Annotated in this window: 11 protein-coding genes; 2 read left to right on the top strand and 9 right to left on the bottom strand. The window is 55.2% G+C overall.

The window, feature by feature from the left end; genetic code table 11:
• Window positions 1-3 precede the first annotated feature (3 nt).
• From HQL76_10245 to HQL76_10235, 3 genes are read right to left on the bottom strand one after another with little or no spacing between them, the layout of a single operon-like run.
• Entirely contained in the window at window positions 4-387 is a 384-nt protein-coding gene (locus HQL76_10245) for a holo-ACP synthase (GenBank protein MBF0109546.1), read from the bottom strand.
• Window positions 384-1,121, bottom strand: a complete 738-nt coding sequence (gene pdxJ / locus HQL76_10240) for a pyridoxine 5'-phosphate synthase (GenBank protein MBF0109545.1) — start codon at window positions 1,119-1,121, stop codon at window positions 384-386. The genes HQL76_10245 and pdxJ overlap by 4 nt, the downstream gene beginning before the upstream one ends.
• Complete coding sequence (locus HQL76_10235; GenBank protein MBF0109544.1) at window positions 1,118-4,387, bottom strand: AsmA-like C-terminal domain-containing protein; 3,270 nt, start codon at window positions 4,385-4,387, stop codon at window positions 1,118-1,120. Before HQL76_10235 ends, pdxJ begins: the two co-directional genes overlap by 4 nt.
• A 158-nt stretch (window positions 4,388-4,545) precedes the next feature.
• Between HQL76_10235 and glnE the strand changes: the two genes are divergently transcribed.
• On the top strand, window positions 4,546-7,566 hold the full coding sequence (gene glnE, locus HQL76_10230) for a bifunctional [glutamate--ammonia ligase]-adenylyl-L-tyrosine phosphorylase/[glutamate--ammonia-ligase] adenylyltransferase (GenBank protein MBF0109543.1): 3,021 nt from the start codon (window positions 4,546-4,548) through the stop codon (window positions 7,564-7,566).
• 33 nt (window positions 7,567-7,599) lie between these two features.
• Window positions 7,600-7,911: an HNH endonuclease gene (locus HQL76_10225; GenBank protein ID MBF0109542.1), complete on the top strand. Its 312-nt coding sequence runs from the start codon at window positions 7,600-7,602 to the stop codon at window positions 7,909-7,911.
• A 67-nt stretch (window positions 7,912-7,978) separates the two neighbouring features.
• Here the strand turns inward: HQL76_10225 and HQL76_10220 are convergent, their stop codons facing one another.
• The 6 genes from HQL76_10220 to HQL76_10195 form a co-directional block, all read right to left on the bottom strand.
• A complete protein-coding gene (locus HQL76_10220) occupies window positions 7,979-9,280 on the bottom strand; it encodes a replication-associated recombination protein A (protein ID MBF0109541.1) in 1,302 nt (433 codons plus the stop codon).
• Window positions 9,281-9,341: 61 nt separating this feature from the next.
• Window positions 9,342-10,310, bottom strand: coding sequence for a DUF4351 domain-containing protein (locus HQL76_10215; GenBank protein MBF0109540.1), 969 nt, complete (start codon window positions 10,308-10,310; stop codon window positions 9,342-9,344).
• 3 nt (window positions 10,311-10,313) lie between these two features.
• Window positions 10,314-11,657 carry a 30S ribosomal protein S12 methylthiotransferase RimO gene (rimO, locus tag HQL76_10210; GenBank protein ID MBF0109539.1) on the bottom strand — a complete coding sequence of 448 codons (1,344 nt, stop codon included), beginning with the start codon at window positions 11,655-11,657 and terminating at the stop codon, window positions 10,314-10,316.
• A gap of 8 nt (window positions 11,658-11,665) precedes the next feature.
• Window positions 11,666-12,151 carry a YajQ family cyclic di-GMP-binding protein gene (locus tag HQL76_10205; GenBank protein ID MBF0109538.1) on the bottom strand — a complete coding sequence of 162 codons (486 nt, stop codon included), beginning with the start codon at window positions 12,149-12,151 and terminating at the stop codon, window positions 11,666-11,668.
• 33 nt (window positions 12,152-12,184) lie between these two features.
• Window positions 12,185-12,895: an outer membrane lipoprotein chaperone LolA gene (gene lolA, locus HQL76_10200; GenBank protein ID MBF0109537.1), complete on the bottom strand. Its 711-nt coding sequence runs from the start codon at window positions 12,893-12,895 to the stop codon at window positions 12,185-12,187.
• Between the two features lie 43 nt (window positions 12,896-12,938).
• Window positions 12,939-13,502: a hypothetical protein gene (locus tag HQL76_10195; GenBank protein ID MBF0109536.1), complete on the bottom strand. Its 564-nt coding sequence runs from the start codon at window positions 13,500-13,502 to the stop codon at window positions 12,939-12,941.
• Window positions 13,503-13,618 lie beyond the last annotated feature (116 nt).

Below are 13,618 nucleotides of genomic sequence, written 5' to 3'. Positions count from 1 at the left end.
CTTTCACGGATCGGTTTCGAGAATGACAAAGGCTACGGCAAATTCGCGTTCATCACTGATGGAAAGATGCACGTTCAGAGGCGCCAGCGCGGCCAGTTTTTTTTGGGTTTCGCCGGAAAAAAGAAATCCCGGCTTCCCGGCGGTGGTATGGATGATTTCGATGTCGGTGAACCAAACCCCCTGGGACATTCCCGTTCCCAGGGCCTTGGCAAGGGCCTCCTTGGCCGCGAAGCGCCGGGCAAGACAGGCGCTAAAACCCGGTCCCGGATTGCAGTGTTCGATTTCCCTCTGGTTGAGAATTTTCTGGATGAATCTTTGTCCAAAGCGGGCCACGCTCCGTTCCAGACGGACCACCTTGACAATATCGGTTCCGATGCCGAGAATCATGAGCCGTGTTTCCAGGAAGCCAGACGAATCTGTTGTTTCATGGTGGAAACCGCTTCGCTCAAACCGGTGAAGACCGCACGGGAAACGATGGCGTGACCGATGTTGAGCGCGACGATCGGCATGATCCCGGCCACGTCCGCGACGTTATGGTAGTGAAGGCCGTGTCCGGCATGGACCCTGAGGCCCAATTCTTCGGCAAGGCGGGCGGCGCGGCGCAGTTGATCCAGGGTCTGGAGACGCGCCTCCCTGTCCCTGGCCTCGGCATATCGGCCCGTGTGGAGTTCGACCACCGGGGCGCCGCACTCGCGGGCCGCCTGGAGCTGCCGTTCCAGGGGATCGATGAACAGGGATACCTCGATATTGGCTTGGGTCAGGGTTTGCACGACCTCCCGCAATCGATGGCCATGGTGGAGGACATCAAGCCCCCCTTCCGTCGTCAATTCTTCCCGTTTTTCCGGAACCAGGCAGCACTCGGTGGGGGGATGGGCGAGCGCGAAGGCGATCATGGCCTCGGTTGCCGCCATTTCCAGATTGATGTGGGTTTGCGTCATCGACAACAGGGAGTGGACATCCTGTTCCTGGATGTGTCTTCGATCCTCGCGCAAATGCAGCGTGATGAAATCAGCACCGGCGCGTTCCGCATCCAGGGCCCAGGAGACGGGATCGGGGTATCGTTCCCCCCGGGCCTCCCTGAGCGTCGCGACATGGTCCACGTTGACTCCAAGTTTGATCATGGTACCGCCTCCCCTTTTCCTCTGTCGGATTGCGCCCCTGGTTTCTCATTGGGATCATCAGGCTGGGTCAGAATATCACGCACAATGCCGGGAATGATACTTGCCACTGGACGAATACTGACTCTGGGTTCGTCCATGGTGCCCTCGATGTCGAACAAGGTTTCGACGACCGACTCCCGTTGGCCGGCGACAAGTTTTCCCAGGAGCGGAACGCTGCTGATGATTCGATCCAGGGTTTGAATCGGACGGATCCCAAGCAACAGATTCAGTTTTTTTTGCGGAAAATGGATCGATCCCGATACGACCATTTTCATGGAGGGGCCATCGAGGTCGAGTTCATCGAGGGTCGCGACGCTCCTTTCGAGGTTCCACGTTCCCTGGATCCGGTCATAATGAAACCCATCGGCGGTCAGATCGGGCCGGTCCAGGAACACCAGATTGGGCAATTCCTCAAGTGAAAACAGGCCCAAAACCTGAGACAAGAAACCAAGACGGGCGATGGTCCCCTGAGTCACGGAAAAATCGACCTTTCCGCTCACATGGTTTTTCAGTTTGTCGCCTGGTGGCAGAAATCCATCCAGGGTCAGGTGTGCCTTGGCCTGACCTCCCTGCAGAAAGGCCTCCTGAATGTTCCATCCCTGGAACAACCGTCCGATGTCGCCACTGTCAAGGTGAACAGATCCGACGTAGGGACCGCGACCCAACCGCGCCGGCCACCGCAGTTCCCCATGCGCCCGATGCCGGGAGTCGCCGATTTTTCCAAGCAGATGGTGCAGCGCCATCCGATGGTTGTCGATGGACATCCGGGCATCCATCTCCCTTCCCCGGACATCGTTGGCCAAGGAAAAGTGTGCGGCATGTACCGTGATTTCGATCCTGGGCCAGGTGACCGGTTTTCTTATCGAGGGCTGATCGGTTGGAACATGATCGGCCTCGGTATGTTCCGTTTGTTCGAGCATGGGGGCAAAATCAAGCCTGTTCATGCGTGCCTCGATGATCCAGGATTCCGGTCCGGAATCGTTTTTTTCAGAGGTATGAAGAATCTTCAAGGCGCCCTGGTGACCCTGAAGGCGAAATCGGGAGATGTTCAATGCGCCATCGCTGGTACGCAAATGCCACGAGCCCGCGCCCATCAACGAAAGATTTCCCAGATCGACCTGCAAGGAATCGATCTTGATCGCTCCTTGAAGATCGGAACGCCCGTTGATGATGACGGCCCCGACCGAATCCATTGACTTGAACCAGTCGAGGCCGCCACGAATGCCCAACCGATTGGCCCGCACATCGATGAACAGGTCCCATTGGGCCGATCCGGGAGGACGTTTAAAATTCACGACCATCGGCGCCTCTCCTTCCACCGAGCCGTCACTGCCCAGGAGTGCCGAAAACAGGCGTTCGATCTCCTCCTTCTGGAACCTGGTGTCGATCCTGCCCGTCACAAGGGCTTTGCCCGGCACGCGATAGGAGGTTGCCTCGGCGACCAGGGAGATGGGCTTCTGCTGGAAGGTTGCCTGGTTCAACTCAAGATTCAACCGGTACGGATCCAGGGAAAGGCGTCCCTTGGCCTGTTCCAGGGGGGCATCGAGAAATGGCGGGGCGATGCGGGTTCGATCAAAGGTCAGAGTTCCGCCAAACCAGGCATCCTTCAGGTTGGCCAGCGGCAACAACAGGGAAAGATCAGCCTTCCCAGAACCGGAAATCTTCATCCCTTGAAGGCCAGCCGCTTGATCCCAATGAAGTTTTGAATTGGCAACCACTGTTTTCCAGGTCGATTCCAGATCGACTTCCGGGAGAAGGGCTTCGATCTCGACCATGGGCTGATGCACCATGTCGGCGATGCGTACCTTTCCGGAAAGGGTTGGGGTGTTGCCAAATCGGGCCTTGGGAACACGAATGACCATTTCCAGACGATCGACGCTCACCTTGGCAACACTGTCCTTGAGGTCCGGCACGCCTGGAAAAAAAGTCAGATCCAGATGTTCGACCTCTCCCTGAATGGAAAAAACGGTTTCCGGATTCCCCTGTTCCGCAGGGGTGGCGAACGGAATCTCTTTGAGCGGACCTTTGATATGAACCTGGACCTGTCGGACTTCGCCGCCATGCAGGGATTGTTCAAGCCAACGGACCAGGCCAGAATGCATGATGTGGGCCGGGTAGTATATTTTCGCCCGATCGGTTGGAATCCCCCTGGCGGTCGCCACCAGGTCGATCAATGGTTGTGTTCCCTCCATATCCATCAATTTCAGACTTCCCTCGGCGGATCCGTCGGTGTTGGCCACGGCAAATCGTTCCACCTCCAGGTCCCAATGGGTTCTATCCCTTGCGAATGTCCCCCAGGCTTCTCCCCGGTTCACGGGAATCGGCCAGCGAAACAGCCGGGGAAGATGCAGATGGGTCGCAAGCGTCGTCACCTTCCAGTCACATTGGAACCGATCGGCAGTGGCAAGCCAGAGGTAGTTCAAGGAAACATGGATCGAACCGGAAAACATGGGACCTGGGGGTGCCGCTTCCGAAGGGAGTCCCCGTTCAGGCAGGCGAAGGGGATCGATGGTCAGGTTGCCATTCCAATCACCGTTGGCGTTTCGGATACCCGAAAACCGTACCGGACCGGACATGTCCCCATGAATCATCCTGGCCTCCAGAGTGACGCGGACGACGCCATCGGGTTCGAGAAACAATCCCAGATCGGATCGCCGCAACTGTATTGGCGATGGTGGCTGATTCCGCGCTTTTGCGTTTTCATCGAGCCAGGAGATTTTTGCACCGACGAGGACGACGTGGCCAACGGGAAGAAGCATCCGGTCCGATTCGTTTTTTTGTCCCTGGGTTTGATCGACCCGATGGTTTAAAGATTGATCGCCAAGGAAGATGTTTCCTTCCCGATCGCGGCGAAAGTTCAGTTCCGGGGCATCGACGATCAGACTTAATGCGGGCCAACCCTGAAGCCATTGCAGTGGGGAAAAACGCAACCACACCGTGTCCGCCTCCAGAATGGTCCCCTCCCTTTGGGGACTTGAAAACCGGACCTTTCTTCCTTCCAGCATCAATGATAAACCAGGATGAAGGTCGAGACCTTCGAGCCGGAGCCGCCATCCGCTTCGTTCCTCGATGGTCCGAACGAGCGAAGGAATCAACGGGGCAAGATCGGGAGGAGAAAGGACGAGCCACAGCCAAAGGCAACACAGTCCGATCATCGGAACGAAAAAAAGTACCGCCAGGATACGCCCCATCCAACCCATGAACCGACGTTGAGGAAAACGTCGCATCAACAAGGCCAACATTTCCCGGTCACGGTGTGGATGGATTGGAGCACGGTTGTTTCCATGGATGGGAATGCCCATGAGAAGAAGAAAAAAATACATTCTACCGATTGACCGGAAGATGACAATACCGGACAAAAATAAAGAAGGAAAGAACCGAATCCATGGATGTCTGGCAACAACTGGCGCAACATCTCGAACTTTCAACGGAAATGCTCGAATCCCTGAAACGGGAGGCGGACGCGACCGCCGAACCGTCGCGGGTGGTGGATTGGCTGGAAGATTTCCTGCGACAATCCATGTCGGATCATCGCCATCATTCTCGCCTTTCCACCTGGTTACGTCCCGGAAACCGGGACAAGGGGCTGTTGACCGTGGTAGGAAACAGCCCATTTCTCTCTCATCTGGCCAAAAAGTGGCCTGAATTCCTGGATGAAGATCCCGGTCCCCTGGGATATCGGATCCCCTCCCCTGCGGACCTTGCTCGTGACATCATGGAGGCCGATTCCTGGGAACAAGCGGCGACTTTTCTTAGAAAATGCAAACAGAGGGCTTATCTTTTCATTGGGTTCAGGGATTTATCGGGAATGGCCTCCTTCGAGGAAACCGTCCATGATCTTTCCGATCTGGCTCAGGCCTGTCTGGAGGCGGGGTATCGGTGGTTGGATCGATCGCTTTCCCGGAATCATGGAACCCCGATGATCGACATTGGCCTGGGAGCACAACCGTCCCGATTCGTCATCCTGGGAATGGGTAAACTCGGGGCGCGGGAACTCAATTTTTCGTCCGACATCGATCTGATCTATCTGTATGAGGATGATCGTGGTCAAACATCTGGTCCCAAACGTCTTTCCATAAAAGGATACTACAACCGTCTGGGCCAGGATCTGATTCGCCTGTTGAGTCAGACGACGGCGGATGGGATGGTCTTTCGTCTGGACCTGCGCTTGCGTCCCGAAGGGGAAACGGGTGATCTGACGTTGTCACGCCGTTCGGCGGAAATCTATTACGAATCATGGGGCCAGACCTGGGAACGTTCCGCCATGATCAAGGCCCGTCCGGTCGCGGGCGACATGGAGCTTGGCTGGGAATTTCTCAAGAACATCGAACCGTTCATTTTCCGCCGCTATCTGGATTTCACGGCGCTGGACGCCATTCGTGAAATGAAACTGAAAATCGATCAAAAGATTCATCGGGTGGCGGATTATACCCGGAATGTCAAACTTGGATTTGGCGGTATCCGAGAAATCGAGTTTTTTGTCCAGAGTCAACAGTTGATTCATGGCGGAAAAAATCCGGGACTGCGTCATTGCGAAACCCTGACCACCTTGGTGGCCCTGGAACGGCACGGACTTTTGACTCGGGAAACGGTCCATGATCTGACCGATGCCTATCTGTTTCTGCGCACCGTGGAGCACCGGTTGCAGATCGAACTCGAACGGCAGACCCATTCCCTGCCGGACGATCCCGAATCCTACCGCAAGGTGGCCAGGCGCATGGGGTTTTCCCAAAGCGAGGAATTGCGCGAACGGATGACACGCACGACCGAACGGGTCCATGCCATCTACGAAAACCTGTTTTTCGAGGGCAAACCCGACAGAAAGGGTGACGAGGACGGGGTTGTCGGGCAATTGCTGCAACACGACCTGAACGCGCCGGAAACGGCAACGGTGATGGAAAACGCAGGGCTGACCCCCCCCGAATCGGCAGCCGGTTGCATTCGGGTGATTCGCGATGGTCCACGAGGGATTTCCCTGAGGGAACATGACCGTATGTGGTATGGGCGAGTATCGCGCATCCTGCTTCGGGGGGTTCTGGACGCCCCCGATCCCAACCTGGCCCTGCATCATCTTGGTGATTTTCTCAAGGCCCTGGGGCACCGCGTCAGCTATCTGGCGATGCTCTACGAAAACACGGCGTTGCTCCATCTGATCCTCCGTCTGTTTGGCACTTCGGGGCTGCTGTCGCATGTTCTGATCCGCAACCCCCACCTGCTGGATCAAATGATCGCCCCCGGATTCCTGACCAGCCAGGAGGACAGAAATGCCTTGGGACTGGCGCTGGCCGAACGCCTGGAACGGGTGGAACATGTCGAGGAACGCTTCGATGCGATGCGCATGTTCAAGAACAACGAAATGTTGCGCATCGGCGTGCGTGATCTGTCCGGTTTGGCCGAGAATGACGAGGTGATGGTTCGCATTTCAATCCTGGCCGAGGTGATCCTCGAACAGGTGCTCCGGGATGCCCTGGACGAATTGATGCATCGTCACGGCGAACCCCGATACAAAGTTGGGACCGAAGAAGAGCGTGTGCCATTCGCCATCATGGCCATGGGCAAGCTGGGCGGGAGGGAACTGAATTATTCGTCCGATCTGGATCTGATCTTCATTCATGGGGGCCAGGGGGAACAACCTTTTACCTCGGGACCGCATCCGGTCTCCAATGAAATGTTCTTTTCGCGCCTGGGTCAGAGGATCATTTCCCATATTACCACCCTGACCCGGCATGGCCTTCTTTACGAGCTGGACATGCGTCTGCGTCCATCGGGTCAGTCGGGTCCACTGGTCACCTCGTTTTCCGCCTTTCGTCGTTATCATGACCACGAATCATGGTTGTGGGAACATCAGGCGTTGATTCGGGCGCGGTTTGTGGCGGGAGATGCCGCATTGGGAGCGCGAATCCAGGGGGTGATTCGCGACATCGTTTTGCAACCCAGGGACGAATCCACGGTGCGGGCCGAGGTCGGTGCGATGCGGGACCGCATCTTTCATGAAAAAAAGCCGTCGAACAATCAGGTGGACATCAAACAAAGCCGGGGGGGCATCGTGGATATCGAATTCCTGGTCCAGGCGCTGATTCTTGCCCATGGCTCCAGATTTCCAGGCATACTCCAGGGAAATTGTACCCGGGCCCTTCATGCCCTGGGTCGGGCCGGGGTGTTGGATCCGGAGGAAGGAGCGCTGCTCCAGGAGGCTTATCAATTTTTCCGTCTCGTCGAAAACCGGTTGCGCCTGTTGCACAATCGTTCGGAAAACCGGATTTCCAATGATCCGATCATGCGTGATCGTCTGGCAAGGCTTTGTTCCCTTTCTGGAAAAAACGAACTTATGGAACAGTTACGCGATCGGATGGACCGGGTGTTCACGATCATTCGGCGGTATCTTCCCGGAGCAGGCGCGATTTGAGCGCGGATCGAAAAAGTGAAAGGACACGCCATCATGGACCATGATTTTTTTCCAGCGGATCCCGAATTTCTGGACATCGAAAGAAAAAAAGCAAAACTTCTGCGCCAGTCGGCATGGTGGAAGAATCGGATCGGTACCGGGAAATGCAGCTATTGCCAGCAACGTTTTGCCCCAAAGGATTTGACCATGGACCACAAGGTTCCATTGATCCGTGGTGGCAAGACATCGAAAAGTAATTGCGTCCCCGCCTGTCAATCGTGCAACCAAATGAAAGAAAACATGCCTCCAGAAAAATGGCGGGCGCGGATGGAAGAACTTAAATCCCGGGAAGTTCCGTCGGCCTGACATTTTCTGGACCAGCGCTCCAGGTTGACGGTGTTCCGATGAATCCAAGGATTTGTGAATATTTAAGTTATTTGTCCATCTTCAATTTTTTCCAATAGGCCAGTCGTTTCGCGATTTCCCGTTCATACCCCCGTTGGACCGGGACATAGAACGTCTGTCCGATCAGGGGATCGGGCAGATGTTCCTGATGGACCAGAGCATGTTCATAATCGTGGGCATACTGGTAACCCTGTCCATACCCCATTTCCTTCATCAGACGGGTTGGTGCATTACGCAAATGGAGCGGCGGTGGCAGCGATCCCCACTTCACCGCCGCTTTCTTGGCCGCCTCATAGGCAACGTAGGCGCTGTTGCTCTTGGGGGCCGTCGCCAGATAGATCACCGCCTGCGCCAGGGCCAGTTCCCCCTCCGGTCTCCCCATGAAATGATAGGCATCCCTCGCCCCCAGGGCAATCACCAGGGCTTGTGGATCGGCATTGCCAATGTCTTCGCTGGCAAAACGGATCATGCGCCGCGCCACGTACAGTCCATCCTCTCCCGCGACCAACATCCGCGCCAACCAGTACAATGAAGCATCCACATCGGAACCACGCAAGGATTTGTGCAGAGCCGAAATCAGGTTGTAATGCGCCTCGCCCGATTTGTCATGCCGCAAGGTCACATTCCGGACCGCAGCCTCCAGTTCCTTCATGCCTATTTGTACCGCCTGACCGTCGCGGGATGGATTCAGGTTTGCCAGGGTTTCCAGAAGATTCAAGGAAAAACGGGCATCCCCGTCCGACGTTTCGGCGATGGCCGCTACCACATCCTCCGACAGCGATAGGTTGCCATTTCCCAAACCCCGGTCCGGATCCATGGCCGCTTCCCGGATGATTTCCATCAGGATCTCGACATTCAACGGGTACACCTGAACCACCTGGGTGCGGGACAACAAGGCTCCATTCAGTTCGAATGAAGGATTTTCCGTCGTTGCTCCCAGAAGAATGATGGTTCCATCCTCGATGAATGGCAGGAATGCGTCCTGCTGTCCCTTGTTGAAGCGATGAATTTCATCCATGAACAAAATGGTGGGATGATCCGTGTGTTGTCTCTCGACCCGGGCCTGTTCGACAACCTGACGCACTTCTCGCACCCCCACCATCACCGCCGACATCGACTGAAACGGATGCCGGGTATGCCCGGCGATGATGCGGGCCAGCGTGGTCTTGCCACTGCCTGGAGGTCCCCAGAAAATCAACGAGGGCAGGCGATCCGCCGCCAAGGCCCGATCAAGAAGACGCCCCGGTCCGGTCAAATGTTCCTGTCCTCGTACCTGCGACAGCGTTTGCGGTCGCATGCGGTCGGCGAGGGGAGGAAGACGTCCCGCCATGGTTATTGTTTTCTCCTCCCTTAGGTTGAGTGTATACAGACTGTGGGTGGAATGCGAAAAATTATATTTCCTCGGAGAACACCTCTTCCAGGGTACGGGCATCCAGTACCCGAAATACCCATGCTTCCAGAAGAGGTTCGTCTGCCGTGGCAATTTTTTCGACGGCCCAGGAAGGAAGATCACCAAAACGACGGCGCAACAGCCGTTTCAACATCTCCGCTTCACCTTCCCGATGTCCTTCCCGATGTCCTTCCCTTATTTTTTCGTGTACTCGCTGTCCAACCCGGGGAAGAGAAAAAAGTTTCTCCTCGGACATCGAATCAATCGCGCTGTCAAGCAGCTCCTGACCAAGCCGGGCCAGTTCACCCATAGCCACATGATCCGTTTCGGGGGTATTCAGGGAACCTTTCATTAATCTTCTCCATAGACCGAGCAAGATCCGATCCAGGACATCGGATCGATGCAATAATCCAGATTGATTGATGGTTTCAAACGCCGCTATTCTTTCCGGTTTTCGACTCGCGAAACATTTCAAGAAAGCATTATGCGATGTATTCGCCAGTTCGTTCAATAAAATTAAACGTATCCTTCCACCCCATGTCGGTTTGCTTTCATAGACACCTTTGACTGGCAAAGATTCAAAAGAGAAGCGGGTGAGAAATTCGGGGCGAGGTGTTTGCGAGGCGACGAGAACACTGTGAAGTTGTGAACGTTTCAATCTTTTGGACTTCAGATAGAGGGTGTCGTAGACCGAAATCTGCGATAATGCCTCCTCACTCAGGTTTTCAGTCACCTTGAGTTCGATCAGGATATGCTCCGATTCAAGGTCCCGCAATCCATCGGCCAGTAAAGCCGTTTGTTTTCTGTTCCAGTAAAGATCGTGCTTTCGAAGCAGGATCAGATCGGCCTTCGGAGGATTGGCCATGACCGGCACTTCCAGAGCCACTTCGATGCCTACCGGGGTCAACAACTCCTTGAGCAGTTCTCCGGCCAGGCAGTGCCAGCAGGTCTTGTCGGGGGCAGCGTCCAAGGGTCACATCATCTCGGCCATAAGGTCATAAGCGGTATTGCTGGTGATTCTGGCAGTCACCATGGTTCCGGAAGAGACCTTTCCTTTCCCAACGAGTTTGACATGGCCATCGACGTCGGGGGCCTGACCGGCGGTGCGGCCCTGGTGGGTCCATGGTTCTTCCTGGAGGGGACCTTCGACCAGAACCGAAACGGTGCGGTCGATCATCTCCGATAATTTTTCCCGGCTGATTTGCTGTTGCAATTCATAGATCCGTTGCCGCCGTTTCTCGGCGATGGCTGTGGGAATCTTGTCGGGCATTGCAAACGAAGCGCTCCCCGGTTCATCGGAATAAGCGAAGACACCGACATGATCAAGGCGATAGTCCTGGACAAAACACTCCAGATCCAGGAATTCTTCTTCTGTTTCGCCCGGAAAGCCGACGATGAAGGTGGTCCTGATGGACGCATGGGGAATCCGGGTTCGAATCCGTTCGATCAAACGGCGAATGTCCCCTCCCCGCTCCGCCCGTTTCATTCGCGTCAAGACGGCGGAATGGGTGTGTTGCAAGGGAATGTCAAAATAGGGGACGATCTTTTCGGAGGCGGCCACCCGATCGAGCAGGTCATCGTGGACCAGTGTGGGATAGAGATAAAGCAGGCGAATCCACTGAATTTTATCGATCTCTTCCAGTCCATGGAGCAGTGTCACCAGGTTTGAACGAGGAACCAGGTCACGGCCATAAAGGCTTGTGTCCTGGGAGACAAGGTTTAATTCCCGTACTCCCCCTTTGGCGAGGGCCCGGGCCTCACCAAACAGTTCCACCTCCGGACGCGAACGGAATGGACCACGCAGTTGGGGAATGATGCAGAAGGAACAGGGATTGTTGCAGCCCTCGGCAATTTTGAGATAGGCGGTATGCGCCGGAGTCGTCAAAACACGGGCGGCCCCGTCCAGGGGACGCTGGAGGGGATCAAGTATGGCCAAGGCGCGGCGTCTGGGTGGAACGGCCAGGGATCGAGGCTGTTCGGGGGTGTCGTAGGTGCCCAACAGCAGATCGATTTCGGGAATCTGTTCCTTGAGTGTCAAACCATGGCGTTGGGCCAGGCATCCCGTAACAGCCAGCCGCACTCCTGGACGTCGCGATTTGATGGCCGCCATCTCCCGGATGGCCTGACGGGATTCCTCTTCCGCCTGGGCGATGAAACCACAGGTATTGACCACAAGAAGATCCGCCTCTTCGGGATTGGGGGTCAGGGTATGACCCGCTTCGAAGAACCGACCCAGCATTTTTTCGGTATCCACCAGGTTCTTCGGACACCCCAGGGAAATGACACCGATTTTTCCCCCTTTTGTCCCCTTTGGCATGACGGTGGTCAATCGCGAAAATTGATGAACTGGAGGGGAAGTTCGTATTTCTCCTCCTTGACCCGGGCGATCGCTTCCTGGAGGTCGTCACGTTTCTTGCCCGTAACACGCACGGTATCGCCCTGGATGGAAGCCTGCACCTTGAGTTTGGACCCCTTGATCATCTTGCAGATCGTTTTTGCCAGATCGGCGTCGATTCCCTGTTTGACCGTGACCACCTGCCGCAGAAGGTTGCCCGATGCCTGTTCCGGCTTGGCAAAATCAAGGACTCCGGTATCGACCTTGCGCCGGACCATTTTTTCCTTCAACACCAGGACCACCTGTTCCCGCTTGTATTCATCGTCGGCGATGATGGTAATGGTCGTCCCTTCATGTTCGATGCTGCATTTGGACCCCTTGAAATCGTACCGGGTGCCGATTTCCTTGGCCGTTTGGTTGACGGCGTTGTCCACTTCCTGAAGGTTGACTTCCGATACAATGTCGAAGGAAGGCATGGGCAGCTCCGGATTTCAGACATGACGCATGGATTATTGTTTGACCGCTTCGGTTTTGACAACATCGACTCCTGGCGGAACCTTGAACTGGAAACGATCCGGCACAATCGCGGCGTTCATGCGCGATTTGTAAAAATGAAAATGAGACAGATTTCCCATGGCATCAAGGATGGACAGCTTGATCAACACACTCTTCTCGGGATTGAGCAGAACATCGATGTATTGAACATCGCCCTGTTTTTTCGGTTTCAGGCGGATCGAGGGAAGGTTGAACAGGGGATCGGTATGGACCGTCCAATCAAATACCACCTCCAGGGGTTCATCGCTGACAAAAAACGAGGCGGGAGAATTGTTCAAACGCGACCAGTCGGCCACGGAGACCTGTTTCAGGTCGGGTTCATAGAAAAAAATCTCCTTGCCGTCGGAAATGATGTGCTGAATGAACGGATACTGATAATCCCATCGAAATTTTCCCGGACGGGAAGCCTGGAATGTTCCCTTGCTTTCCCCAGGGGTTCCCTGGGCCGGATTGACGACCCTCTGGATGAAATCGGCCTCCATGGTATGCATGGTGGCGAGAAAGGATTGCAATCGGGAAAATGCCTGCCGTCCCTCTTCGGGAGTGACCTCTTTTGGATTCTCGGCACCACCATGACCAGGAAAGGACAGAAACAATGGAAAACCGAAAAAAATAATCGACCAGAGGATCGACCACCGTTTTTTACCCGTACCGTCTGTTTTCATTCGGGACGAATCTTGTGTCATGCAAACGTTTATCATGGCTGAATCAACCGTCCGGTTGGATGTCGGGTGAGGGATGAAATCGATTCAGGAGCGCACGGGCCTCCTGAAACACAGGATGATCGTATCCACCGTTGCGCCGAACTTCCTGAACATGGTGGATAAATTTTTCTTTTGTTCCTTCCGGTCCGGTCGCATGGATGGCGATACCATTGGCAAGTCGGGCTGTTTCGGACAGATTCAGATGATAGGGTTCGCGTGGCCATCGGGATTGGAACCCGGGTTCGCCAGCCTGAGCAAATCTTCCCGGACTTTGCTTGAAATCCGATGCCCGGATTTCCCCTGTGGAAGAATACGTCGCCACTGCCACACGCGACACCTGCCGGAGCGTGTCGGAGGAGGTATCGGTATCAAACTTTATTATTTTATTGAACCTGGATACCCAGAGGGTACGATGACGGGACAGGCTTTCCCATGAAAGAGCGACGGCAATTTTTTGCCCCCAGGTTTGGCTTATCCCGGTCAAGCCCGCAGTGGCCCGCAGCAACACATCCCGACCACGATCACACCAGACATCACTCCAGGTTCTCGGTGATTTTAAAGCGATCATGGATTCACGTCATCCTGGAAGAAATGGTGGCAAAGTCCAGGCCCGAAAAAAACGACCAAGGATTGACAACGCGATGGCCGGAGCTGGAAAAAAGACAGGCACCATTCATCGTACCA

This window comes from Magnetococcales bacterium, from assembly GCA_015228815.1.
Taxonomy (GTDB): domain Bacteria; phylum Pseudomonadota; class Magnetococcia; order Magnetococcales; family UBA8363; genus UBA8363.
This window is presented reverse-complemented; position numbering and strand designations above follow the sequence as displayed.